This window comes from Burkholderia paludis (assembly GCF_000732615.1).
In the GTDB taxonomy this organism is placed as follows: Bacteria; Pseudomonadota; Gammaproteobacteria; order Burkholderiales; family Burkholderiaceae; genus Burkholderia; species Burkholderia paludis.
Map to the genome: position 1 here is coordinate 46,685 of NZ_JPGL01000051.1, position 25,982 is coordinate 72,666.

General features: G+C 67.2%; 20 protein-coding genes. 12 read left to right on the plus strand and 8 right to left on the minus strand.

Annotation, left to right across the window (positions count from 1 at the left end):
* Window positions 1–10 precede the first annotated feature (10 nt).
* From GQ56_RS0127130 to GQ56_RS0127170, 9 genes are all read left to right on the plus strand, one after another.
* Window positions 11–1,618, plus strand: a complete 1,608-nt coding sequence (locus GQ56_RS0127130; RefSeq protein ID WP_031401643.1) for a carboxyl transferase domain-containing protein — start codon at window positions 11–13, stop codon at window positions 1,616–1,618.
* 19 nt (window positions 1,619–1,637) lie between these two features.
* A complete protein-coding gene (locus tag GQ56_RS0127135) occupies window positions 1,638–2,423 on the plus strand; it encodes an enoyl-CoA hydratase/isomerase family protein (RefSeq protein WP_031401644.1) in 786 nt (261 codons plus the stop codon).
* A gap of 45 nt (window positions 2,424–2,468) precedes the next feature.
* Window positions 2,469–4,466 (plus strand): acetyl-CoA carboxylase biotin carboxylase subunit, encoded by a 1,998-nt coding sequence (locus GQ56_RS0127140; protein WP_031401645.1) that lies wholly within the window; start codon window positions 2,469–2,471, stop codon window positions 4,464–4,466.
* Between the two features lie 651 nt (window positions 4,467–5,117).
* A complete protein-coding gene (locus GQ56_RS44765; protein ID WP_152601867.1) occupies window positions 5,118–5,306 on the plus strand; it encodes a hypothetical protein in 189 nt (62 codons plus the stop codon).
* Window positions 5,307–5,671: 365 nt separating this feature from the next.
* Window positions 5,672–6,940, plus strand: a complete 1,269-nt coding sequence (locus tag GQ56_RS0127150) for an HlyD family secretion protein (RefSeq protein WP_031401646.1) — start codon at window positions 5,672–5,674, stop codon at window positions 6,938–6,940.
* Window positions 6,941–6,951: 11 nt separating this feature from the next.
* Complete coding sequence (locus GQ56_RS0127155) at window positions 6,952–9,099, plus strand: peptidase domain-containing ABC transporter (protein ID WP_052007342.1); 2,148 nt, start codon at window positions 6,952–6,954, stop codon at window positions 9,097–9,099.
* Window positions 9,100–9,139: 40 nt separating this feature from the next.
* A complete protein-coding gene (locus GQ56_RS0127160) occupies window positions 9,140–10,528 on the plus strand; it encodes a TolC family protein (RefSeq protein WP_052007343.1) in 1,389 nt (462 codons plus the stop codon).
* A gap of 335 nt (window positions 10,529–10,863) precedes the next feature.
* Complete coding sequence (locus GQ56_RS0127165; protein WP_031401649.1) at window positions 10,864–11,067, plus strand: hypothetical protein; 204 nt, start codon at window positions 10,864–10,866, stop codon at window positions 11,065–11,067.
* 42 nt (window positions 11,068–11,109) lie between these two features.
* Window positions 11,110–13,224, plus strand: coding sequence for a phosphocholine-specific phospholipase C (locus GQ56_RS0127170; RefSeq protein ID WP_031401650.1), 2,115 nt, complete (start codon window positions 11,110–11,112; stop codon window positions 13,222–13,224).
* Between the two features lie 72 nt (window positions 13,225–13,296).
* Here the strand turns inward: GQ56_RS0127170 and GQ56_RS0127175 are convergent, their stop codons facing one another.
* The gene (locus tag GQ56_RS0127175; RefSeq protein ID WP_031401651.1) at window positions 13,297–14,619 is read right to left on the minus strand and encodes a glycosyltransferase family protein; all 1,323 of its coding nucleotides are present in this window, start codon (window positions 14,617–14,619) and stop codon (window positions 13,297–13,299) included.
* A 423-nt stretch (window positions 14,620–15,042) separates the two neighbouring features.
* On the opposite strand from GQ56_RS0127175, the gene GQ56_RS0127180 reads away from it, so the two are divergent.
* The 3 genes from GQ56_RS0127180 (at window position 15,043) to GQ56_RS0127190 (ending at window position 18,274) form a co-directional block, all read left to right on the plus strand.
* Window positions 15,043–16,185 (plus strand): DUF2827 domain-containing protein, encoded by a 1,143-nt coding sequence (locus GQ56_RS0127180; protein WP_031401652.1) that lies wholly within the window; start codon window positions 15,043–15,045, stop codon window positions 16,183–16,185.
* 776 nt (window positions 16,186–16,961) lie between these two features.
* On the plus strand, window positions 16,962–17,765 hold the full coding sequence (locus tag GQ56_RS0127185) for an EAL domain-containing protein (RefSeq protein ID WP_031401653.1): 804 nt from the start codon (window positions 16,962–16,964) through the stop codon (window positions 17,763–17,765).
* A gap of 92 nt (window positions 17,766–17,857) precedes the next feature.
* The gene (locus GQ56_RS0127190) at window positions 17,858–18,274 is read left to right on the plus strand and encodes a hypothetical protein (RefSeq protein ID WP_031401654.1); all 417 of its coding nucleotides are present in this window, start codon (window positions 17,858–17,860) and stop codon (window positions 18,272–18,274) included.
* 118 nt (window positions 18,275–18,392) lie between these two features.
* Here the strand turns inward: GQ56_RS0127190 and GQ56_RS0127195 are convergent, their stop codons facing one another.
* From GQ56_RS0127195 to GQ56_RS0127225, 7 genes are all read right to left on the minus strand, one after another.
* Entirely contained in the window at window positions 18,393–20,375 is a 1,983-nt protein-coding gene (locus tag GQ56_RS0127195) for an FkbM family methyltransferase (protein WP_031401655.1), read from the minus strand.
* A gap of 24 nt (window positions 20,376–20,399) precedes the next feature.
* Entirely contained in the window at window positions 20,400–21,536 is a 1,137-nt protein-coding gene (locus GQ56_RS0127200; RefSeq protein WP_031401656.1) for a DUF2827 family protein, read from the minus strand.
* Window positions 21,537–21,566: 30 nt separating this feature from the next.
* Window positions 21,567–22,034: a DUF4019 domain-containing protein gene (locus tag GQ56_RS0127205; protein ID WP_031401657.1), complete on the minus strand. Its 468-nt coding sequence runs from the start codon at window positions 22,032–22,034 to the stop codon at window positions 21,567–21,569.
* Between the two features lie 26 nt (window positions 22,035–22,060).
* The gene (locus GQ56_RS0127210; protein ID WP_031401658.1) at window positions 22,061–23,215 is read right to left on the minus strand and encodes a DUF2827 domain-containing protein; all 1,155 of its coding nucleotides are present in this window, start codon (window positions 23,213–23,215) and stop codon (window positions 22,061–22,063) included.
* A gap of 14 nt (window positions 23,216–23,229) precedes the next feature.
* Window positions 23,230–24,375, minus strand: coding sequence for a DUF2827 domain-containing protein (locus GQ56_RS0127215; protein ID WP_031401659.1), 1,146 nt, complete (start codon window positions 24,373–24,375; stop codon window positions 23,230–23,232).
* A gap of 394 nt (window positions 24,376–24,769) precedes the next feature.
* Complete coding sequence (locus GQ56_RS0127220) at window positions 24,770–25,432, minus strand: OmpA family protein (protein WP_031401660.1); 663 nt, start codon at window positions 25,430–25,432, stop codon at window positions 24,770–24,772.
* Window positions 25,433–25,550: 118 nt separating this feature from the next.
* Window positions 25,551–25,982, minus strand: a 432-nt coding sequence (locus GQ56_RS0127225) for a YadA-like family protein (RefSeq protein WP_031401661.1), incomplete at its 5' end; no start/stop codon positions are given.

Consider the following 25,982-nt stretch of genomic DNA (forward strand, 5'->3'; position numbering starts at 1 on the left):
AGCCCCGTCGATGCCGATCATCGAATCGAAACTGAACCCGCGCTCGGAAGACTTCCGCGCGAACGCCGCCGCGCTCGAGGCGGTCGTCGCCGATCTGCGCGCGAAGATCGAACAGCTCGCGCAGGGCGGCGGCCAGGCCGCGCGCGACAAGCATCTGTCGCGCGGCAAGCTGCTGCCGCGCGAGCGCATCGCGCAACTGCTTGATCCGGGCGCGCCGTTCCTCGAGTTCTCGCAGCTCGCGGCGAACGGCATGTACAACGACGACGCGCCGGGCGCGGGCGTCATTACCGGGATCGGCCGGATCGCCGGCCGCGAATGCGTGATCGTGTGCAACGACGCGACGGTCAAGGGCGGCACCTACTACCCGATAACGGTCAAGAAGCACGTGCGCGCGCAGGAGATCGCCGCCGAAAACCGGCTGCCGTGCGTGTACCTCGTCGATTCGGGCGGCGCGAACCTGCCGAACCAGGACGACGTGTTTCCCGATCGCGATCACTTCGGCCGCATCTTCTTCAACCAGGCGACGATGTCGGCGGCGGGGATCGCGCAGATCGCCGTCGTGATGGGCTCGTGCACGGCGGGCGGCGCATACGTGCCGGCGATGAGCGACGAGTCGATCATCGTGAAGGACCAGGGCACGATTTTCCTCGGCGGTCCGCCGCTCGTGAAAGCCGCGACCGGCGAGGAAGTGAGCGCCGAGGATCTCGGCGGCGGCGACGTGCATACGCGCCTGTCGGGTGTGGCCGACCATCTCGCGCAAAACGACGCGCATGCGCTGTCGATCGCGCGCAACATCGTCGATCACCTCGCGCCGAAGATCGCGTCGCCGGTGGCGCTGCGCGAGCCGAAGCCGCCGCGCTACGACGCCAAGAGCCTGTACGGCGTGATCCCGGTCGACACGCGCAAGCCGTTCGACGTGCGCGAGGTGATCGCGCGGATCGTCGACGATTCCGAGTTCGACGAATTCAAGGCGCGCTACGGCACGACGCTCGTCACGGGCTTCGCGCACATCTGGGGCCACCCGGTCGGGATCGTCGCGAACAACGGCATCCTGTTCTCCGAATCGGCGGTGAAAGGCGCGCACTTCATCGAGCTGTGCTGCCAGCGCAAGATTCCGCTCGTGTTCCTGCAGAACATCACAGGCTTCATGGTCGGGCGCAAGTACGAGAACGAGGGCATCGCGCGGCACGGCGCGAAGATGGTGACGGCCGTGTCGAATGCGAAGGTGCCGAAGTTCACGGTGATCATCGGCGGGTCGTTCGGCGCCGGCAACTACGGGATGTGCGGCCGTGCCTTCGGCCCGCGCTTCCTGTGGATGTGGCCGAACGCACGCATCTCGGTGATGGGCGGCGAACAGGCCGCGTCGGTGCTCGCGACGGTGCGCCGCGACGGCATCGAGGCGAAGGGCGGCGCGTGGTCGCCCGAAGAGGAGGACGCGTTCAAGCAGCCGATCCGCGATCAGTACGAGCGCCAGGGCCATCCGTACTACGCGAGCGCGCGGCTGTGGGACGACGGCGTGATCGACCCCGCGCAGACGCGCGACGTGCTCGGGCTCGGCCTCGCCGCGTCGATGAACGCGCCGATCGACGAGACGCGCTTCGGCGTGTTCCGCATGTAACGGCCGGGAGAACTGACCGATGCGATACGAAACGATCAAGGTAAGCGAAGCCGGCCGCGTGGCGACCGTCACGCTCGCGCGTCCCGACGTGCGCAACGCGTTCAACGAGACGACGATCGCGGAGCTGACCACCGCGTTCGAATGGCTCGACGCGCACGCAGGCGTGCGCGCGATCGTGCTCGCGGCGGAAGGCGTCGCGTTCTGCGCGGGCGCGGACCTGAACTGGATGAAGAAGATGGCCGGTTACTCGGACGACGAGAACCGCGCCGACGCGCGCAAGCTCGCGCGGATGCTCGAGGCGATCCATCGCTGCGGCAAGCCGGTGATCGCGCGCGTGCATGGCGATGCCTATGCGGGCGGGGTGGGCCTGGTGGCTGCGGCCGATATCGCGATTGCCGCCGACGGCGTGAAGTTCTGCCTGTCGGAAGCGCGGCTCGGGCTGATTCCCGCGACGATCGCGCCGTACGTGGTGCGCGCGATGGGCGAGCGCGCGGCGCGCCGCTACTTCACGACGGCCGAGGTGTTCGACAGCGCACGCGCGGCGTCGCTCGGCTTCATTCACGACGCGGTGCCGGCCGAGGCGCTCGACGACGCGGTGGCGAAACTGGCCGCGACGCTCGTCGCGAACGGCCCCGACGCGGTGCGCGCATGCAAGCGGCTCGTGGCCGACGTGGCCGGCCGCCCGCTCGACGCGACGCTGATCGAGCAGACCGCCGACTGGATCGCGCGCACCCGCGCCGGCGCGGAAGCGCGCGAAGGGATTGCGTCCTTCCTCGAAAAGCGCACGCCGTCGTGGCGTGATTGATCGCGCAGATCGCGTGCCCCCCTCTTTCCGGACGACATCGAAGCCATGTTCGACAAGATTCTGATCGCCAACCGCGGCGAAATCGCGTGCCGCGTCGCCGCGACCTGCAAACGTCTCGGGATCGCGAGCGTCGCCGTCTACTCCGACGCGGACGCGAACGCGAAGCACGTGGCCGCGTGCGACGAAGCCGTGCACATCGGCGGCCCGGCCGCCGCGGACAGCTACCTGCGCATCGAGCGCATCATCGAAGCCGCGCGCGCGACCGGCGCGCAGGCGATCCATCCCGGCTACGGCTTTCTGTCGGAGAACGAGGATTTCGCGCATGCGTGCGAAGCGGCCGGCATCGTCTTCATCGGGCCGCCGGTCGACGCGATCGCGGCGATGGGCTCGAAGGCCGCCGCGAAGGCGCTGATGCATGCGGCCGCCGTGCCGCTCGTGCCCGGCTACCACGGCGACGACCAGGACGCGGCGCACCTGCATCGCGAAGCCGATGCGATCGGCTACCCGGTGTTGCTGAAGGCGAGCGCGGGTGGCGGCGGCAAGGGGATGCGCGTGGTCGAGCGCTCCGACGATTTCCCGGCGGCGCTCGCGTCGTGCCAGCGCGAGGCCGCGAGCAGCTTCGGCAACGACCGCGTGCTGATCGAGAAATACCTGACGCGGCCGCGCCACGTCGAGGTGCAGGTGTTCGGCGACACGCACGGCAATACCGTGTACCTGTTCGACCGCGACTGCTCGGTGCAGCGCCGTCACCAGAAGGTGCTCGAGGAAGCGCCGGCGCCGGGCCTGCCCGGCGACGTGCGCCGCGCGATGGGCGAGGCGGCGGTCGCGGCCGCGCGCGCGGTCGGCTATGTCGGCGCGGGCACCGTCGAATTCATCATGACCGGCGACGCGTTCTACTTCATGGAAATGAACACGCGTCTGCAGGTCGAGCACCCGGTCACCGAAATGGTCACGGGGCTCGATCTGGTCGAATGGCAACTGCGCGTCGCGTCGGGCGAGCCGCTGCCGCTGCGGCAGGACGCACTGCGCGTGCAGGGCCACGCGCTGGAGGCGCGGCTTTACGCGGAGAACCCCGCGCGCGGCTTCCTGCCGTCGACGGGCACGCTGAAGCACCTGCGGCTGCCGGCCGGCGTCGAGTTCGCCATCGGCGCGGCGGTGCGCGTCGACAGCGGCGTGCGCGAAGGCGATGCGATCACGCCGTTCTACGATCCGATGATTGCGAAACTGATCGTCCACGGCACGGATCGGGCGGAAGCGCTGGGCCTGATGCTGCGCGCGCTGCGTGCGTGCGAGGTGGTCGGCCTGCATACGAACGCCGCGTTCCTGCAGCGGATCGTCGCGTGCGCCCCGTTCGCGACGGCCGACCTCGACACGGGCCTGATCGAGCGCAACCACGAGGCGCTGTTCGCGCCGCAACAGCCGCCGCGCGCAACGCTGGCGCTTGCTTGCGCGGCGCTGCTCGCACGCGAACGCGGGGCGGCCGCGCAGGGGGCGTCGCCGTGGGGCGCGCTGCCGGACTGGCGGCTGAACGGCGGCTATCGCCGTACGCTCGAATGGCATGCGGTCGATCGCGAAGCGGACGTGACGATCGCGTATGAAAACGACGGCGCCGGTGCGCGCCTCGCGATCGGCGATGCGGCCGCGCAGCCGTTTGCATGGACGCGCGGCGCGACGCCGCTCGAATTCGACGTGACGCTCGGCGGCGTGCGCAGCAGCGGCCGCGTGTACGCGGACGGCGATACGTTCCATGTGTTCACGCAGGGCGCGGCCGAGACGTTCGAATGGCGCAACCTGCTTGCGCATGCGGGCGACGTGGAGCAGGGCGGCGGCCGCCTGACCGCGCCGATGCCCGGCAAGGTGATCGCGGTGCTGGTCGAGCCCGGCCAGAAGGTCGAGGCCGGCACGCCGCTGATCGTGATGGAAGCGATGAAGATGGAGCACACGATCGGCGCGCCGAATGCGGGCGTCGTCGCGGAGGTGCTGTACGGCGTCGGCGACCAGGTCGCCGACGGTGCGCAGTTGCTGATGATGAGCGACGCCTGACCGACGTTCGCCAACGCGCCTGACCGGCCCCGGATCGCCGCACGACCCGACGTGCGGCGATCCGGGGCCGGCTGTTTCACCGCGTCACGTGTTTCGGACGGCCGCGCCGGACCCGCGATGCGCATGTGCGTGAGCCCGTCGTTCCGCACGGATATCGTTCCTCGGACGGCCCGTCACGCCGATCCTCCCGCATGCCGAACCGGCGCCCGCGATACCAGGCCTGCCGCCGGAAGTGTCCGGTCATTCCCTGGACGCGCCGGGTTGCGGCGGCCTCCCATTCCCATCCCCTCTTTGTCTGCACGCCTCGATCGCCGGTGCGCGGCGAAGCGCAGGACGCCGATTGATTCTCCTCGATGAGTAATTTTTTGGGGAATTCCACGAAGGTAGATGATCGAGGCGGAATGAATGATTCTCCCCCCTTTAAAAATTAAAATTTTCGTCAAAGAAATTTCATTGAATGTAAATTAACTATCCGGACCACTTTGAAGAATTTCGGTTGGGTGTATGTTTCGCCATGAAGATTTACACGCAACCAGTCATCTGAAAAATAGAAATTCAGGCGCCTTGAAACAGTGTGGACCTTCGTTTGCAGCGTTGGTCGTGTCTTTCGCATCGAGCCGGCGTCCGTTCAATTTTTTTGGAGACTTACCCATGCAGGAACTCAATCAACAGGAAATCCAGGCAGTCTCGGGCGGCACGTCGTGCCTTCCGGGCGGAGTCGCCCATTGCGTGACCCATGTCGTCGATTCGCGGCATGGCTGCAGGTCGGGCGCACCGTCGTCGGGCTGCTCGGGCAGCAACTCCGGCAACTCCGGTAACAGCACGGTTACGCAGAGCTGATGCGGAACGCGAGGGCGGCAGTGACATGCTGCCGCCCTCGCGGCGCACAAGGAGGCGCGGCGGCGCGACCGGATGCCGTTGAAATTTCCGGACATGTCGGTAAAGCCGGAAAAATCGCCAAAACCTGCCAGCGTAATTTAAAGATCGCGGCGCTTGTGTGCGGTAGATGACAATAAATCGATTGGCGGCTGATTAAAATAAATTGCGCGGCATTGAGTCGGCAATTTCAAATGACGGGTTTCGGTTGAAGCCGCGTTTCGGTTTTTCCCGTTCGTGATGTTTTATAAATATTCAGACGAATTGCGTGTCGCGGGTTCTGCATGCCGCGTCGCATCGTTTCCACTCCTTTTATCGAGATCGGTGCCGTGACACCCCCGCCGTCGCTCTTTCGTTCGGAGGCCAGGCAGGCTCAGGAGGCGCGAAGCCTGGGCGAGATCCTGCTGATCCGACCGTTGTCGCTGACCGTGATGACGGCCGTCGCCGCATGCATGGGGGTGGCGGTGATCGTGCTGCTCGCATGCGGCACCTATACGCGCAGGACGACGGTCGACGGCCTGGTCGTTCCCGACGCGGGGCTCGTGAAGATCTATGCGCAGCAGCCGGGTCTCGTGTTGAGCAAGGCGGCGGTCGAAGGCGCGCGGGTCGCGCGCGGACAGGCGTTGTACACGATTTCGACCGATGTGCGCAGCGAGGGCGCCGGACCGACGCAGGCGGCGCTCATGACGCAGGCGCACGAGCGAAAGGCGTCGCTGCAGCATGAAATCGCGGCCACGCGCGAATTGCAGGGCGACGAGCGACGTACGTCGCAGGCGAAGGTCGACAGCTTGCGGGCCGATCTGGCCGGCATCGACGACCAGATCGCGGCTCAGCGCACGCGCGCGGCGATCGCGGCCGACGCGGCCACCCGCTATGCAGGGCTTCTGGCCCAGGACTACGTGTCGAAGGATCAGGCGCAGCAGCGCGACGCCGACAGCCTCGATCAGCAATCGAAGCTTCGAAGTCTGCAGCGCGATCGCGCCGGTATCGTGCAGCAGCTCGCGGCCGCGACGAGCGATCTCGCCGGACTCCCGCTCAAGCAGCAGAACCAGCTCGCGCAGATCGACCGCAGCGTGATGGACGTCGATCAGTCGCTGATCGAAAGCGCAGCGAAAAGCACTCTGGTTGCGACCGCACCCGAGGCGGGCATCGCGACCGCGATGATCGCGCAACCCGGCCAGTTCGTCGATACGGAGCATCCGCTGGCCAGCATCGTGCCCGACGGCTCGCACTGGCAGGCGCAACTGTTCGTGTCGAGCGCCGCCATCGGATTTGTCCGGACCGGCGATCCGGTCCTGATTCGCTACCAGGCCTACCCGTATCAGAAATTCGGCCAGTACCGCGCGCATGTCCTGTCGATCGCACATGTCGCGTTGTCGGCGGCGGAACTGGCGGTCAGCGGATACCCGGCGGGCGCGGCCGCGGGGGCGCTCTACTACCGGGTCACCGTTGCCTTGCAGGACGAATCTGTCGTCGCGTACGGCAAGCGGCAGCCGTTGCAGGCCGGCATGGCGCTGCAGGCCGACATCCTTCAGGAACGCCGCCATCTGTACGAATGGGTGCTGGCGCCGCTTTACAGCCTGACCGGCAAACTCTGACCGGAACGTTCATGTTCAATCTAGATCGCCTTGCTTTCGGCCATCAACACAAGCTGCCGATGGTGCTCCAGACGGAGGCCGCGGAGTGCGGGCTGGCATGTCTCGCGATGATCGCCGGGTATTACGGCCACCACATCGATCTGGCGGAGATGCGAAACCGCTATCGGGTCTCGCTCAAGGGGACCGGTCTCGCACGCGTGATCGAGATCGCGCATCAGATCGATCTCGGCACGCGGGCGCTCAAGCTGGATCTCGATCAGATCGGGAATCTGCGCGTGCCCTGCCTGCTCCACTGGAACTTCAACCATTTCGTCGTGCTCCAGCAGGTCGGCGCGCGGAGCGTGACGATTCACGACCCGGCCCTGGGAGTTCGACGACTGTCGTTCGACGAGATGTCCCGCGCGTTCACCGGCGTTGCGCTGGAAGTCTGGCCGACCGGCGCGTTCGCGCCGCGCAAGGCGGCGCCGAACATCAGGCTGCGGTCGCTGCTCGGGCCGGTCACGGGCCTGACCCGTTCGTTGGGACAGGTGCTGGTGCTGTCCGCCGTGATCGAGATATTTGCGCTGGTGTCCCCGTTCTTTCTGCAATGGGTGATCGACGAGGTGATCGTCGGCGCGGACCGGGATCTGCTCACGTTGCTCGCACTCGGGTTCGGGTTGCTGATGCTGATGCAGCAGGCGACGCAGGCGCTTCGATCGTGGGCGATGATGTATCTTGGCACGACGCTCAACGTGCAGTGGCGTATCAACGTTTTCACGCACCTGCTCAATCTCCCGGTCGCGTATTTCGAGCGCCGCCGTCTCGGCGATGTCGTGTCGCGATTCGGATCGATCGACACGATCCAGCAGACGCTGACGACCTCGTTCCTGAGCGCCGTGCTCGACGGGATCATGACGGCGGTCACGTTGACGATGATGTTCGTCTACAGCTGGCGGCTCGCACTGATCGCCGTGGTCGTGATGACGCTCTATGCGGCGTTGCGCGGGTTCCTGTACCTGCCGCTGAAACGCGCCGCGGAAGACCAGATCACGCATGCGGCCAGACAGCAGGGCTATTTTCTCGAGACCGTGCGCGGGGTGAAGGCCGTCAAGCTGTTCAACCGCCAGAACGAGCGCCGGTCGAGCTGGCTCGCGCTGCTGGTCGACCAGGTCAACGCGGGACTGCACGTGCAGAAGCTGCAATTGCTGTTTCAGCAAGCCAACGGCCTGCTGTTCGGCGTCGAGGGCGTGCTGATCGTCTGGCTGGGTGCGCGGCTGGTTCTGGACGGTCATTTCACGGTCGGGGCGCTGATGGCCTTCAATGCTTACAAGGGGCAGTTCGACGGTCGCGTCGGCAGCCTGATCGACAAATTCTTCGACGTGAAGATGCTGCAGCTGCAGGGCGAACGCCTGTCGGATATCGTGTTCGCCGAAGCGGAATCGGATGGCGTCCCGCGATACGTGCCGGGTGAAGCCGACGATCTCGACGCGAGCATCGAGGCGCGGGATATCGTGTTCCGATACGCGGACGGCGAGCCGGCGGTGCTCGACGGCCTGTCGCTCCGGATCGAGGCCGGCGAGTCCGTCGCGCTCGCCGGCCCGTCCGGCTGCGGCAAGACGACGCTGGTGAACCTGCTGCTCGGCATTGTCGAGCCGAGCGCCGGCTCGGTGCGCATCGGCGGCGTCGACATCGCGCATCTGGGCAAGGAAAGACTGCGCTCGATGGTCGGCACGGTGTTGCAGGACGACGTGCTGTTCGCCGGCTCGATTGCCGACAACATCAGCTTCTTCGCACCGGACGCCGATCCGGAGTGGATTCGCGAGTGCGCGCGCATGGCTGCCGTCCACGCCGACATCGCGGCGATGCCGATGGGTTACAACACCCTGGTGGGCGACATGGGAACGGTGCTGTCCGGCGGGCAGCGGCAGCGTGTGCTGCTGGCCCGCGCGCTTTACAAGCGGCCGCGCATCCTGGTGCTGGACGAAGCGACGAGTCACCTGGACGTCGATCGGGAGCAGCAGGTGAATACGGCGATCGGCATGTTGCGGATGACCCGCCTGATCGTCGCGCATCGTCAGGAGACGATCGCGTCCGCGTCGCGCGTGATCGTGATGGACGCCGGAAAGGTGGCACGTGACGGAGCAGCGGCAACCGCCGGGGGAGCCGCGCGTGTCGGCTGAGTTCCTCGCCAGGGTGGCCGTGGCGCTGATCGTCGCACTGATGCCGATGCGATACGCCGACGCCCAGTTGCTTGACGTGTACGGGACCCGGGGCATGACCGGCGCATCGCCCGCGGCCCCGGTATTGCGGAACGCGTCATGCGAGCCGACGATCGAAAATCGCCCGGTCGATCTGGACGACGTGATGTTGCAGGCGGTGTGCGCGAGCCCGCTCGCCCGTCAGGCGTGGGCGAACGCGCGTGCCCAGGCCGCCCAGGTCGGCGTCGAGGAAGCCGCGTATCTGCCGCGGCTCGACGCGACGACGGGCGTCGAGCGTGACAACCTGTCGACGACCTACGCCGAGCCGGGCTATGGCGGGGTCACGCAGTCGCAGAATTCCACGAGCCGGTATCTGATGCTCCAGTTGAATTGGCTGCTGTTCGATTTCGGGCGCCGCAGCGCCAGCGTGCGGCACGCGCGCGATCTGCTGGAGGCCGCCAATGCCGCGGAGGCGTCCGCGTTGCAGACCGTCCTGTTCAATGCCGCGCAGGCTTATTACGATCTTCGCGATGCGCAGGCGACGGCCGACGCGGCGCGGGCGTCGGAGGCGGCGGCCAGGGAAAGCCTCGATGAAGCCCGGGCTCGACACGACGCGGGCGCGGGCACGCTGAGCGACCAGTTGCAGGCGCAAACCAGCTATCGCCGGATGGTGCTCGACCGGGTGAGCGCGGACGGCGCCATCGAGTCGGCGCGGGGAGCGCTCGCGGTGGCAATGGGGTTGAGGGCCGATGCACCGTTGCAGCTTGCGCCCGAAGCGTCGCGCGTCGCGCCCGATGACGTGGTCCGGGAAGTGTCACGGGCGATGGACGTGGCAATGGATCGGAATCCGCAACTGCTCGAGGCGCGCGCGAAGCTGGATGCCGCGCGCGCAAACGTGGACGTCGTGCGCGCGCAGAATCGGCCGAGCGTTTCGTTGACGGGCAGCCTGGCACTCAACAATCCGTCGTATCAGCAGCAACCTTCGCAAATTCCGGTGAAGAGCAGCCGCGGCAACACGATCGGCATCCAGGTGTCGATTCCGCTGTTCGACGGGTTCTCGTCCGGGTACCAGATCGCGGCGGCGCAAGAGCAGGCGAATGCGGCGGAGGCGGATCTGCACGGCAGCGAGCTGCAGGTCTCGCTCGACGTCTGGAAAGGCTTTCATGATTTGCAGGCCGACACGTCGAATCTCGACAATACCGAGCAGCTTCTCGCCGATGCGCGGCAATCGCTCGACGTCGCGCGAGGCCGCTACAGGGCCGGCGTCGGCACGATGACCGAGCTGCTGGCCGCACAGTCGGCGCTTGCCGACGCACGCAAGCTGCAGGCACTGGCCGTGTCGAAATGGCATACGGGACGCCTCAAGCTGGCGACGAGCCTCGGCGAGCTGAGCGTCGACGCCGCGCGTTGAGCGGGGCTGGCGCGATACGCGATACGCGGGCCGGTGGCCGCGGGCTTGCGGAGGCGGCCTGGCGACGCGCCGTGTTTTCGCCATGGCGAGGCCGCCGCTTCGATCGTATTGCCACGCGAGCGAGCGTCGCACGGGCCTGCCGGACGCTGCGTTTTCGCCGCTGCAATCCGTTCCTTGTCGCCATGCATGGCATGGCCTGCCGCATCGCGTTAAGCCCGTTGTAAGCCTCTCCGTGCGACACCGCCGTGTAACACACCGTAATTAGCATCTCGCCGTCGAGATGGCCGGCGCGTTCCTGCGCTCGAGCCACGTCGTCCCCCCCACGGAGATACGATATGCGAAAGTCGGCCCTACGGCCCATCGCGGTCGCCGGCCTGCTTGCACTGATCGCACTCCTCAGCGCATGCGGCGACGACCTGAACGCGGACCCCGCACCGGTCGTGCAGCAGAAGGCCGCGTGCGGCGGCGGTGTCGTCGCCACCGCGCAGATGCGCTGCCCGCCGGGTTTCACGGCGCCTGCTTCCTCGCCCGCTTCCTGATACCGGCCGTTTCCACCAGAACTCCAATCAAGAGCAACCAGCATGGCCACCCATTCGCGACGCGATTTTCTGAAGTTCTCCGCCGGCCTGGCCGGCGCGACCGCCGCTTCCGCACTGCTTCCCGAGTCGATCCGCAAGGCGCTGGCGATCGAGCCGAACACCGTGACGGGCACGATCCAGGATGTCCAGCACATCGTCGTGTTCATGCAGGAGAACCGCTCGTTCGACCACTACCTCGGCCACCTGAGCGGCGTGCGCGGCTACAACGACCGGTTCCCTGTCACGCTGCCGAACGGCAAGCCGGTGTGGTTCCAGCCGCGGCAGGAAGACAAGACGAGCGTGATCGCGCCGTTCCGCTACGACACGACCAATCCGGGCGTCAACGCGCAGTGCATCGGCGGCCTGCCGCATACGTGGGCGACGACGCACGGCGCGATCGACAACGGCCGCGCGGACCAATGGGCGGTGCAGAAGTCCAACATGACGATGGGCTACCACATCCGCGACGACATCCCGTTCCATTACGCGCTCGCGGATGCGTTCACCGTGTGCGACAACTACTTCTGCTCGATCCCGGGCAACACGCACCCGAACCGCATGTACCTGATGACGGGCATGGTCGATCCGCTCGGCACCGGCGGCGGCCCGCTGCTCGACAACACCGACTACATCGACAACCAGTTCGACAAGATCCAGCTGCCGCCCTTCAGCTGGACGACGTATCCGGAGCGCCTCGAGAAAGCGGGCATCTCGTGGCAGATCTACCAGCAGGGCACCGGGTTCGACAACTTCACCGGCAACTACGGCACGAACATGCTCGCGTGCTTCAACAATTTCGTGAATGCGCCGGCCGGCTCGTCGCTGCAGACGCGCGGGATGAGCACGCGCCCGATCACGCAGCTGAAGGCCGACGTGCAGGCGAACGCGCTGCCGCAAGTGTCGTGGCTGCTGCCGCCCGCCGCGTATTCGGAGCATCCGAAGTTCACGCCGCTCTACGGCGCGTACTACCTGTCGACGATCCTCGATGCGCTGACGTCGAATCCGGACGTCTGGAGCAAGACCGTCCTGCTCGTCATGTACGACGAGAACGACGGCTTCTTCGACCACGTCGTACCGCCGTCGGCGCCGACGCTGCCGGGCTCCGGCATGAGCACCGTGGACATTTCGCTCGAGCGGCACAACGTCGTCACCTCGACGCAGGCCGGCACCTATACGGCCGACAACCTGCCGTACGGTCTCGGCCCGCGTGTCCCGATGTTCGTCGTGTCGCCGTGGTCGAAGGGCGGCTTCGTGTGCTCGCAGGTGTTCGATCACACGTCGGTGCTGCAATTCATCGAGAAGCGCTTCGGCGTGATGGAGACCAACATCTCGCCGTGGCGCCGCGCGATCTGCGGCGACCTGACGTCGGCGCTCGACTTCTCGAAATCGGACGCCACGCTGCCGGCCCTGCCGAGCACGCAGGCGTACGTCGCGCAGGCGGACCTGCAGTGCTCGCGCGCATCGTCGCAGACCGCGCCGGCCAGCACCGCGCAGCAGGTCGTGACGGCGCAGGAGCCCGGCACGCGGCCGGCGCGCGCGCTGCCGTACGAATTGCACGTGACCGGCCAGCTCCAGGCGAACGGCTACGCGCTGACGTTCGCGAACACCGGCACGCAGGGCGCGCACTTCTGGGCCTACACGGGCGACGCGACCGCGATGCCGCGCCGCTATACGGTCGAGGCGGGCAAGCAGCTGACCGATACGTGGGCGCTCGATGCGAGCGGCAACTACCGGGTGAGCGTGTGGGGGCCGAACGGCTATTTCCGGCGCTTCGCGGGATCGGCGGCCGCGGATGCGGGCGCGAAGCCGGAGATCAGCGCGTGCTACGACGCCGCCAACGGCGACGTATACGTGACGTTCGCGAATGCCGGCAGCGGCGCGCTGACGGTCACGGCCACCGACGTCGCGTACGGCGGCGCGCCGCGCACGTTGACGATTCCGGCGGGGCAGCGCGTCGAAGCGCACTGGGATCTGTCGTGCAGCAGCAGCTGGTACGACCTGCAGTTCTCGGTGGCGGGGAACGCGGGCTGGACGCGCCGCATCGCGGGGCACGTCGAAACCGGCCGGCCCGGCATCACCGACCCGGCCGCGGTGGCGCCGACCACGACGCCGGTCTGAACTCGGCGCCGCATGCGGGCCGGTCGCTTCCGGCCCGCATGTGCCGGCGCTGCCGCGGTCGCGGCGCTGGCCTCAGGGCAGTTGCCCGTCGTCGTGCGCCATCATCAGCGCGCGCATCGCCGACCACATCCCGTAGTAATGCACGATGTAGCTGTCCGGGCGGCGAAACAGCCAGGGCGTGTTGAAGCTGACGAGGTCGGACACGCCTTCGCCCTGCAACTGCCCGTCGCGTTCCATCGCGCGGATGAAATGCAGCTGGTCGCCGTCGCTCGCATAGACGCTCGACCGGTCGTGCAGCGCGGCGATCGCCGTCATCATGTCGCGCAGCATCGCATTGTTGCGTTCGGTGCGCCGGAACGCCATCACGCCCGAGTTGAACGCCCACTGGCCGATGTCGTGCGCGAGCAGCCAGTCGCGCCCTTCCAGCAGCGGCTCCAGCGCGCGCTGCTGGTCCGCGATCAGCACGTCGGCGTCGAGCCACACGACCCATTCATGGTGCTGCAGGTACGCATGCAGCAGCCACGGCTTGAACCAGTTGCCGGTCGCGTTCATGCCGATTTCGGCGGGAATGTCGCGATGCACGTAAAGCGTGTAGCCGTGCGTGTCGCAGTAGCGCCGGAAATTCCGTTCGGCGACGCGGGCGTAGCTGCCGATGTTCGGCGTGTAGAGCGTCATCAGCGCAATCGGGCGGCCGGGATTGAAGGTGCTGCGCTCGGCGGCTTCGTCCGGCGTGCGGGCGGCGTCGTGATCGAACGAGAACATCGGCCGGCCGGCGGCGCGGCAGCGATTGACGTATGCGACGAGCGTATCGCGGAAGCGGGGCGTCGCGCCTTTCCGTTCGGGTTCGCGCGGCGTGTCGTCGATGCTGATCGCGAACGTCGGTTCGCGGCTCCACATCGGGTCGAGGCCGGGGCTGGTCGGCATGACCGGATACAGCCCGTCGATCGTCGTCATGTAGGAGTGCGTGTCGAGATCCGCGAACAGCGCGGCCTCCGACGTCAGCCGCGGTTCGGTGCCGAGCTTGCAGCGCTGCACGAGCTGCATCACGATCGCCCGCACGGCCGCCGTGTTGCGCCAGACCTGCACGTCGACTTGCGGCAGCGGGGGCGCGAGTGCGTCGACGAACAGCATGTCGCGCCCGCTCATCAGGCGGTCGAGCGCGACGGGTTCGATGATCGCGGCGTCTTCGCTGAGCAGCAGCACGAGTTCGTCGGGCTGCGCGCCGCGCAGCACATGGAGCAGCGACTCGTAGCGATGCAGCGGCCGCAACGGCAGCGCCTGCGGCATCGCGGACGCGTCGACGACGTCGTGGCGATACCCGTGCGCCTGCGCATAGCGCCGGTGATTCTCGAGGCTGGCGGGGGCGTGCTGACCGAAGTGGCTGAGGACGATCATCGCGCGCTCCGCGGGCCCGGCGGCAGGCGGCGGCGGGCCGGCGCGGCGCCGCAGCCGGGGGCGCTTCGGCGCGCGAGCGGCCGCGGCGCGTGATGGATTGCCCGGAAGACTTGCGCGGCGTCGCGTTCCATTTTGTCAGCCTTTTTTCCAGCAGCGTCGCTGCGAGGTCGTTTCCTGTCCGTCCCGATTACCGGCCGCACCCGGCAATCCGGAGGCGACGGCGACTTGTCGCCGGAGTATCGCACAGGCACCTCGCGGTTTCGTGCGTGCCGGCCGGGGGCTGACCATCCCTGACAGTGTGCGGGCGGCGCTCCGCTAGAATGGCGGGTTGCCGCCGGCGTGCGCCGGCGCTTGACGCGGACGGCGCCTCGCGCGCTACACTGCGTTCATTCCACCCCCATCCAACCTTCCATCCCGCCGACGATGACGTCTCCTGCCCTGAACGGCCTGCGCATCGGTATCACGATCGGACTGCGTGCTCCCGACGAAAGCATGTGGATCAACGGCATCAAGCAGAACGCGCTGTTTCTCGCGAAGCTGCTGATGGCGTCGCCGCACGGCTACCGCGTGACGCTGATCAACACCACCGACGTGCCGCTCACCGATGCGCTGCCGTGGGATCGCGGCACGTACGACACGCGCGCGTTCGCCGACATGAAGGATGCGCTCGACGTGGTGATCGAGCTCGGCGGGCAGATCGACGCGGCGCAGACGGCCTACCTGAAATCGCGCGGCGTGAAGCTCGTCAGCTACTGCTGCGGGGTCGAGTACGTCAACGTGATGGAGTCGATCCTGTTCGGCCGCCGGATGTGGGAGTCGCTGTTCATCAACCGCGGCTACGACGAGGTGTGGGCGATTCCGCAGATTGCGCCGTCGTCGCTGCCGTTCCTGCAGTCGCTGCGCCGCTGCCCGGGGCGCGTCGTGCCGTTCGTGTGGGATCCGATGTTCCTGAGCGCGCGCGCGCAGTCGCTGCCCGACCGTGGCGAATACCGGCCGCGCAGCGAGCCCGGCAAGCGGATCACGGTGATGGAGCCGAACCACGACGTCGTGAAGTTCTGCGTGTATCCGATGCTGATCATCGACGAAGCGTACCGGCGCGATCCCGACGCGATCTGCTTCGCGCACGTGACCAACGCCGATCGCCTCGCGCACGACAGCCCCGAGTTCGTGATGCTGATGAACTACCTGGACATCGTGCGGGCGGGCAAGGCGAGCTTCGTCGGGCGCTTCGAGACGCCGCTGTTCCTGGCCGACCTGACCGACGTCGTCGTGTCGCATCAATGGTCGAACCCGCTCAACTACTTCTATTTCGACGTGTGCTGGCAGGGCTATCCGCTGGTGCACAACGCGAGCCTCGCGCCCGATCTCGGCTACTACTATCCGGACAACGACGTGCAGCAGGGCGCCGATGCGCTGCTGCGCGCGCTGCATGCGCACGATGACGACTGGGAGGCGTACACGCGGCGGCAGCGCGAGATCCTGGGCCGTTATACGTCGGCGAATCCCGCGCTCGTCGCCGAGTACGATGTGCTGCTCGCGAACCTGGTCGGCGCGACCGCCGCATAAGGCCCGATTTTTCCGGGGCGCGGCCCGTTGCGCCGCCTCGCGCCATCGGGATTGTCCCGCCCTAATGTCTGACGAAATAATGCCGTTAAAAAAGAAACCGCCGAACCCGATCGGTTCGACGGTTTTTGAAGGCACGAAATTGACGGCTCCGAGGGAAGTCCGTCGAAAATAATTTTATAGGTTAACAAGTCTTTAAGATTGTTAAATATGTTTCAATCCGAAATCGTCTGATATTTGAAATTCGAATTTTCGATTCGGAATGGCCTGATTCGGTTTTGAAGTTAAATAATTCGTTTGAAACGAAAAAATTGAATGCTGTAATGATCGAATGGCGTGCGGCAGCGGGTTTTCGGCGGGCGACAGCCCGATAATCCGGGCATCCCGGCCGGTTCCTCGCCGGCTGACGGCAAGGTTTCGCGGCCCGCCATTTATCTGACTAATTGAAAAAATCCCTGATTGGCGAGACCTGAAAACCGCGGGAAAATTGATTTGGATAAATCTGCATCGATAAACGATTCGAGAGTCGGGTTTCCGTAATCTGCGTTGTGTAACCTGTCGCACAGTCGGTATCGCGTGTACATGGTGTATTCACAGTAACCGAATATCGTTGAAAATATCGAATTTGACGGCGCGCCGAAGCGAAAAGTACGCTCCCGGAAAAGATCGACACAACAGGATGGGCCGGGTAGGCGGCGGGGCGCGTCAGCGTTGGCGTGCGCCGCGTGTTTCTTGAGGTCGAGCCGTCATCGGCGGCTCGCCATTTGCCGGAGCGCCGGATGAATGCGGTCGAAGCTCGCCAGGAGGCGAATCGGGAAGCAAATCGCGACGAAATCGATCTCGTGTTCGGTGCCCCCGACAATCATCCCGACCTCGAGTCGGTACGCAGTTTCGTGGCAAGCCGGCTCGGGTTCGCGCAGGAGCCGGTGTGCCGGTCCGACCTGTCGGGCGGCGTGCTGTACCAGGAGTGCCTGGCGCGGTTGCGGTGGGGCGAGCGGGACGTGCTCCCGCCGGCGGCCTTCCTGCCGCGCCTGGAGGCGCTCGGGTTGATGCGCTGGTTCGACCGGCTGGTGGTCAGCCGGACGATCGACCGGCTGCGTGCCGATCCGACCGCCGTATTCGGGTGCAACGTCGCGGCGGCGAGTGCGGTTGTCGACGGCGCGTGGCTGGCGATCTTCAGGCGGCTCGAACTCGAGCCGTCGGTGGCCGCGCGGCTGGTGGTCGAGATCACGGAGACGGGGCCGCTGAATCCCGTCGCGGGGCGTTCGTTCGTGAACCGCCTCCGGCAGGCCGGGAGCCGCATCGCGATCGACGATTTCGGCGTCGGCTTCAGCGCGCTGAACAATCTGGTGGTCGGCAATCCCGACATCGTGAAGCTCGACCGGTCGATCCTGTCGATGATCAAGCGCAACGCGATCGGGCGTTACCAGTTCCGCAGGCTGATCGCGTTCGCGCATGAAGGTGCGCGGCACGTCGTCGCCGAAGGCGTGGAGAGCGAGATGGACCGGCAGATCATCATGGATGCCGGCGTCATGTGGGCGCAGGGCATCCGTTTTTCATGGCGGTCGCCCGCCGCCGCGTGATGGCGCGGGAACAGGCGGGACGGCGCGTACGATGCGCGCCGGTGTCGGGCGTGGCCGGCGTATGGCCGGAGCGAATCGCAAAGGGGCGTGGCATGGCACGGATGAAGGCGGGAGGCGGAACGGGCACGCGGGCGGCCGGCGGGCGCGACCTCGTCGCGATCGCCGAGCTGGCCGACATGCTGTGGCAGCTCGGCGCCGAAGCGACCGACGTGCCGCTCGACGTCGCGCCTTACCTCGACGGCCTGAAAGCCGTTGCCCGGCGCATCCAGCGGATGAAGCCGCTCGACGCCGTCGGCCGCGAGCTGGCGGCGCGGCACTACTATGCGGGCGTCATCGCGGGCGCGTGCGGCGACGATTCCGCGATCGCCCGCGGGGTTTCCGACAGCCTGGTCAGGCCGTCCGGCAGCATCGGCCGGCTCGCGGCGCGTTGCTGCGCGGTGCTTGCGCGGATCGGGCGGCGGCACGGCCGCGCGTTCGCCGCGCAAAGCGGCGATCGGGCGCTGGCCTAGGGCCGGCGCACACCGGCCCCCGGCGGGTGAACTTTCCGCCGATGCGGTGGCGTGCCGGCGTGCCCGCGCAAGCAGCGACGTCGTCGGCGCGCGGCGGCCCCGCCGTGCGGCAAGCCGGTCAATCCTTCCCGAATCCCCCGAGCACGAACGCCATCGCGCGGTCGACCGCATCGTCCCATCGTCCGACGTGCGCGGCGCGCACGATCCGGATGCCCGGATAGAGCGCGGTGCGCGAGCCGGTTTCCCAGCGCGCATCGGCTTTCGGGCTGAGCAGCAGCACGGCCGGCACGCCGAGCGCGCCGGCGAGGTGGATGTGCGCGGTGCAGGTGGTCACCACGGCGTCCATCGCGAGCATCAGCGCCGCCAGGTCGCTGAAATCGCCGATCGCGTGATGCGGGAACGTCACCGGCAGGTCCGATTGTTCCGACTGCGCCGACAGGTCGCGGTTGATGCAGTACGCGGCGTGGCCGTGCAGCCGCGTCAGCGGCGCGAGGTCGCGCAGGCTGGCGGCCCGATGGAAGCGTGCGTCGCTCTCGTCGCGCCCGCGCCAGTTGAGGCCGATGCGGCGCGTGCCGGGCGGATGGCCGTCATGCGACACGCGCTCGCGCCACGCGGCCGCGGGCGCGGGCGGGCACGACAGGTACGGGGCCGCGGGGCCTTCGGGCGCTGCCGCGTAGCCGAACTGCGCGGCGAGCACCAGGAACGAACACCAGTAGTCGTGCACGATCTGCGACGTGTCGACCCACGCGCCGTGCGCGCCGATGAAGTCGATGTGCGGGAACGTATGGCGCAGCAGGCCCGTCAGCGCATCGGGCACGACGACGGTCACGCTCGTGCACCCGAGTGCGCGGAGCGCGGGCAGGTAGCGGGCGTACTGAAGCTGGTCGCCGACGCCGCCGTAGCTGAGCACCAGCAACCGCTTGCCCGCCAGCGGCTGGCCGTGGTAGAGCCGCTCCGTCGGGAGTCCGAACTGCGCGGCCGTCAGCACGTTTTCGCTGGCGATGGTGGCGCGTGCGGCCTCGGCGCGCCGGCCGGCGCGCAGCAGCAGCGCCGCGCGCGAGAGTTCGACGCGCCCGCGCGTCGCGTCGGGCAGTGCGTCCGGCGCGCCGAAGCGCTCGAGCGCCGCGAGCCCGGCGTCGGGCACGCCCGCGAAGCCGTAGCAGGACGCGAGCTGCAGCGCGATCGCATCGTCGTCGAGCCCGCGGCCGCGTGCGCGCTGCCAGCGGTCGATCGCCTGGCCCCATTCGCAGCGCGATTCGTGATCGAGCGCGCGGTTCCAGTGCGTCTCCGGCGCATCGTCGGCGTCGGTGCGCGCAGTGGCCGGGCCGGCGCCGCTGTCGCCGCTTGCGCCCGGCTGCGCGACGACGATCGGTTCGCCCGAGATGAACAGGCGTTGCCGGTCCCAGTGCGGGTTCGGCACGCACAGCATGTTCAGCCGGTCGATCCGGTAGAACGTGTAGTCGAGGCCGGCGAAGGCGTCGACGATCGGCGCCTCGCCGACTTTCCAGTATTCGATCCAGCACCACGGCAGGTGCGTCTCGATCAGCCGGCGCGCGCCGCGCAGCGCGTCGATCTCCATCCCTTCGATGTCGAGCTTCAGGAAATCCAGCCGCGGCAGGCCGAGCGAATCGAGCCGGACGACGGGCGTCGGCGTGCCGCCTTCCGCGTTCGGGGCGACGAGCGAGACCTGGCCGAAGTCCCGGTCCTGTCCGTAATCGATGTCGGGCACCTTCATCGTGCCGTTGGCGCCCGCGAGCCCCATGTTCAGCAGATGGACGTTGTCGAGCTGGTTGAGCGCGACGGTGCCGCCGAGCGCATGGAACAGCGTGCGCTGCGGCTCGAACGCGTACACGCGGCCGCCGCGCGCGCGCAGCCGGTGCGCGATCGGCACGCACACGAGCCCCGCGTTCGCGCCGCCGTCCACCGCGATCGCATGGTCCGGCAACTGGTCGATCACGTTCAGGAGCATGTCGAGCTCGTCCTGGATGTGCGGCCGGCCGGTCCTGAACAGCGTCTCGGCCTGATACGTGCAGTGCCGGTTGATGACGAACGGGCCGTGAATCGAATCGATCACGACGAAATTGCGGACGGTCTGATTCATGGGCGGTGGCGTGGACGAATACGGTCAGCCGGGCACGCGGTCGGCGAACAGCCGCTGGATCTGCGCGGAATACGCGCGGACGTTGTGTTCGGCGAGCGTGTCGACCTGGTGCAGCGCGCGGCGGGCTGCCGCCGCGTAGTCGTCGAGCCGCGCGTCGTGCGTCTGCGCGGCGGTCGCGATCGCGCGCGCCGCCTCGAAGATCTCGAAGTCAGGGTAGTAGTAGCCGACGTCGCGCAGGAACGGCGAGTTGTGCACGAGCGGATAGTTGCCGTACAGCGCGTCGTACAGCAGGTAGTTGAGGCCGTTTTCCCAGTGGTGCGACACGACGATGTCGGTATGATGCGCGGCCCATACGACGAACGGCGCGCGCACGTCGGCGGTCGCCTTGCCGTCGCGCACCATCTCGAGCCCGAGCGCGAGATGCTTGAAGGCGACGTTTTCCTTCTTGTCGAACGTGTTGGTCATGTACACGTGCTCGACGAGCTCCGGGTGCTCGACATAGCACGCGTTCGCGGCGAGCATCGGCACGACCGCGCTTTTCACGACGTTCAGGTTCGGCTCGAAGAACGCGATGCGTTTCGCGGGGCCGTGGTTGCGGTAGCCGAAGCGCGCCTTCAGTTCCGGGTCGGCGTCGAGGCTGCGCTCGATGAAGTACGGCGACCAGATGTGCGGCAGCTCGATCACCGGCGCGCGGTAGACGGCCTGGAAATAGGCCGCGCACGTGTGCATGTGCTGCGGGTTGGTCCAGATCTCGTCGAACTGCACGCGGTGCGGGTTCGGCCGCCAGTCGTTCTTCTCGAAGTTGATCGTCTCGACGGCGATCACGTAGTCGTTGCCGAAGCGGTACGACACGCATTTGCCGCCGCGCCGGCGCACGGCATCCGTGTGCGACGGATCGATGAACGCGTTCATCTCGATCAGCAGGTCGGTCTGGTGGACGACGGCCGACAGCGGGCGCAGCGCATCGCCGAACGCGTCCATCATCAGCGCCTGCGGATACGTGGTGATGCCGTCGTCGTGCGCGAGCCAGACCTCGCCGATCAGCGGCGACTGCTTCAGCAGCATGTACAGGTATACGCAGTGCTGGTTCGCGCCGTTGTACCAGATCGACTGCGTCGCGTCGCGCTGCACGTTCATCGTAATCGCGACATTCAGTTTCATGACGGCTCCGTGGTGCGGGCGTTGCGCGGCTCAGGGCGTGTAGTTCTGCGACTGGCGCGGGACATAGCCGGTCAGGCGCCAGTGGCCGTCGTCCTCGAGGCGGAAGCTCAGCTTCTCGAACATGATCGAGCCGGTCGTGAGCGTGGTGGCGTAGTCGACGTTCGCGTACAGCCCGTCGGGCGTCGCCGAGGCATTCGTATAGCGGATGCGGGTGATCTGCGCCCAGCCGCGATGACGCACCGTGCCGACCGTCTGGCGCGCACGCTGCATGTCCGACGCGAACTGGTCCTGCTTGATGCGCGCCTTCACGAACGCGGCGGCATCGAGCCACACCGCGTTGTACTGGCCGGCGTCGAGCTGCTTGAACACCGCATCCGAGTCGCGCAGCAGCGCGTCGGCCGATTCGCCGTCGGATTGCGCATGCGCGCCGATCGCGATCGAAGCGACGGCGCAGCCGATCAGCCATCTGGCGCGGTTGAAGGTCGTGCGTGCGTTCATGTCGTAGTCCGGAAAAGGGCGGCGCGTCATGCGTCGCGGTAGAGGGCGGCGATCGCGTCCGTATAGGCCGCGACGTTCGCGGGGTTGTAGATGCTGACCGAGCTGAGCACGTGCCTCGAATGATCGCGGTACGCTTCCAGGTTGGCGTCGTGCTCGGCGAACGCCTTCAGCAGCGCGCGGCCGCCGGCCTGGCAGTCGAAGTCCGGATAGAAATACCCGGCCTTGCCGAGAAACGGCGAGTTGTGGATCAGCGGATAGTCGCCGTACAGCAGTTCGTAGTACAGGTAGTTCTGCGCGTTCTCCCACGTGTGCGACACCACCGCATCGCCGTACGCGGCCATGAACTCGTACACCGCGTAGCGGCTTTCGAACGTCGTGATGCCGTGTTCGACGATGTCGAGGCTTTTCGCGAAGTGGACGAATGTCGTGTGATCCTTGATGTGGATCGTGTTGCACACGCGCACGAATTCCAGGAACGACGGCTGGGCGCGGTAGGCTTCTTCCGTGACCAGCATCGGGATGACGCTCGTCTTCACCATGCAGATGTTCGGCTCGAACATCGTCACGCGCCAGCGCGGCTTGCCGGGCTGGTAGCCGTACGACAGGCCGGCGCCGAGCGTCGCGCGCGCCTTGTCGAACAGCATCGGATGCCAGATGTGCGGGACGATCGTGACCGGCGCGCGCAGGCCCGTCTGGTAGTAGTGCAGGCACGAGCGCTCGAATTCGGGAATCGTCCACACGGCGTCGTACGGTGCGCCCGAGAACAGGAAGCCCGACGGCTTGTTGAACATCGCGCGTTCGATGTCGATCACGTAGTCGTTGCCGACCCGCATCGTGACGACCTTGCCGCCGCGTTCGCGGAACGCGCGCAGGTAGTCCGCGCCGAACTGCGCGCTCATCTCGATCAGCACGTCGCAGCGCTGCAGCGCTTCGTCCATCGACAGCAGCGGCACGTCCCATTCGCCGAGCATCATCTGCGGATCGGCGACCTGTTCGCCGCCGTTCACCATCACGGCTTCCGCGACGAGCGGCGACTGGCGCAGCAGCAGGATCAGCAGCAGGCAGTTCTGGAAGATGCCGTTTTCCCACAGCGACTGGCCGGCGCCGCGCACGAACAGCGACACGCCGACGACGAGACGCTTGCCCTCGCCGGGCGCTTGACGGGCATTGGAGTCCGACATGCGTATTCTCCGGTTCAGGCGACCAGACGCGCGACGAACGCGTCGAGGTTCGCGGGGTTGTCGATCGAGGCCGACTGCAGCAGCCGGCCGGCTTTCGCGCGGTAGTCGTCGAGGCGTTCGTCGTGATGCAGCCACGCGTCGAGCAGCGCGCGGCCGCCGGCGGCGGCATCGAAATCCGGGTAGTAATAGCCGGCGTCGCCGATCAGCGTCGAGTTGTGGATCAGCGGATAGCCGCCGTACAGCACGTCGTAATACAGGTAGTTCTGCCCGTTTTCCCAATGGTGCGACACGACCGCGTCCGCGTGGCGGGACATGAAGCCCGGCAGGTCGAGGCGCGGCTCGAAGGTCGCCTTGTGATGGCGCACCAGATCGAGGCTGTTCGCGAAGTGCACGAAGGTCGGATGCTCCTTCATGTGCAGCGAGTTGACGACGAACATGTGCTGCACCGCGTCCGGCCGTTCGCGGTAGAACGCGTCGCACGCGAGCATCGGGTAATGGCAGGACTTCGCGACCGAGATGTTCGGTTCGAGCATCGCCAGACGCCACGGGCGCTGGCCGGGCCGATAGCCGAACGTCACGCCTTCGGCGGCGAGCGTGGCAATGCGGCGCTCGAGGAAGTACGGCGACCAGATGTGCGGCATCAGGTGCACCGGCGCGCGCAGGATGGTCTGCAGCATCGGCGCGGCGGTCCTGTCGTATTGCGGCAGCAGCCACACTTCGTCGAACGGCGCGCCGTTGAAGATGTGCCCCGACGGCTTGCCGAAGATCGGGGTTTCGCACAGGCCGGCATACACGTGCCCGCAGAAGAACGTGGTGATCTTCTTGCCGAGCGCCTTCATGTGCCGGAGCCATTCGACCGGCAACTGCGCGCCCATTTCGATCACGACGTCGAGCTCGTGCGTGACGTCCGAGGGTTTCACGAGCGGGACGTCGAGGCCGTCGAGTTCGAGGCCGGCCGGCAGTGCGCTGGCGTCGCCGCCATTCAGGAAATAGACCGGGCCGACGCGATCCGAGCGCTTGAGCATCATCGCGAGGAACGCGATGTTCTGGTGGATGCCGTTTTCCCAGATGGCCTGGCCGTCCCGCGCGAACAGCGAGATGCCGACGGCCGGCCGTTGCCTGCGGGTGCCGCCCGAGGCGGCTTGATTGATGTCCGTCACCGGTTGGTTTCCTCTGCGGTGTCCTGCGTCCGGGCCTGGCGTCGAGCGCCTGCCCGGGAAGGGCGCGCCGTGGATTGTCAGGGTTGCATTCGCGCCGGTGCGCCGCGACAGGCGAATCGGGCAACGTGGTTCGCGAAGGCGGCAGCCGGAATCCGGCGCGTCGTCGGGCGCGCCTGGCACGGCACGCGATTCGGGCGGGCTGCCCCGACGACTGTCTGCGGCGATTGTGGCACGGAAACCGCCGGTTTTGGCGGGACGTGACGAACTTTGACATAGCGGCCGGATCACGCCGGCCGTGCGCCTGGAGCGCGGCGTCCGGCGCGCCGGCGGCATGCCGGCGCGGTGCCGGCGAGGCCGGCCGGATCGGGCCGCCGCGGGCGCGGCGGCCGCCCGCTCAATGCTGCAGCGTGATTTCGACGCGGCGGTTGCTGGCGCGGCCTTCGGGGGTCTCGTTGGTCGCGACCGGGTCGGCCTTGCCGCGGCCCGAGACCGTGATCGAGTCCGCCTTCAGGCCGTGCGTCTTCAGGTAGGCGGCGACCGATTCGGCGCGGCGCTGCGACAGCGCGAGGTTGTAGTCGTCGCTGCCGACCGAATCCGTAAAGCCGGTGATCGTGACCAGCGAATACGTGTGATCCGCGTGCTCGCTCAGCAGCCGGTCGAGCGATTCGCGCGCGGTCGGGGCGAGCGTCGAGCGGTCGGTCGCGAACAGCGCGTCGCCCGAGAGGTTCACGTGCTCGACGGTGGCGGCCGCCGGCTCGGCGGCCGGTGCCGGCGTTTCCGGCGCGGCGCCGCACTGGAACACGAGCGTCGCGGGATCGGACTTGTCGCGCAGCGCGCGGGCCGAATCGAGGGTGCGCACGGGCTGGTCGCCGCAAATCTTGCGGGCGGCTTTCATGCAGGTCTGCGGGCCGGACAGCAGGCCGTGGCAGTCCACCTGGAAGGTGCGCACGCCGTCGCGCGGCTGCAGTTCGGATGCGCTGAAGGTCGGGCCGGATGCGCTCGAGCAGGCGGCGAGCGCCGTTGCGGAAAGCGCGAGCGCAATAGCGAGTTTGTTCACGGTTACATCCTCAATACTTGGGTTGACTGAAGCCCGCCACGCACGGCGCGGCGGGCTCGTCCTGCCGTCGGGGCCGCCGGGCTGTCCGGCGAACCGGACGGCCTGGCGGCGCGACGCGTTACTTCCACTGGTACAGCATGCCGGCGCCGATCACCTTCTGACCACCGCTGAAGCCGCCGTTGATCGACGCCTTCAGGTTCTCCGTGATGCGCGCCTGCATGTTGACCGCCATCGCCTTCTGGCCGAGGAAGGTCGACGTACCGACACCCATCCCGAAGTTGGCGTCGCGATCCATCTGCGGGATCGATGCCATCGCGCCGACGGCCGCGATACCTTCGATCGCCATCTGGTTGGTCTGCTGCAGTTGCGAACCCAGCGAGTTGATCTGCGCCTGCTGGCCCGACAGTGCCGTGGACAGCGTCGTCTGCACCTGCGTCAGCTGGTTCACGTTCACCGCATCCGTGCCTTGCGTACCCGGCGCGACGTTGATGATCTGACGCTGCTGCGTGTCGCTGCCGACCGACACCACGTTCTGGCGGCCGCCGTCCGT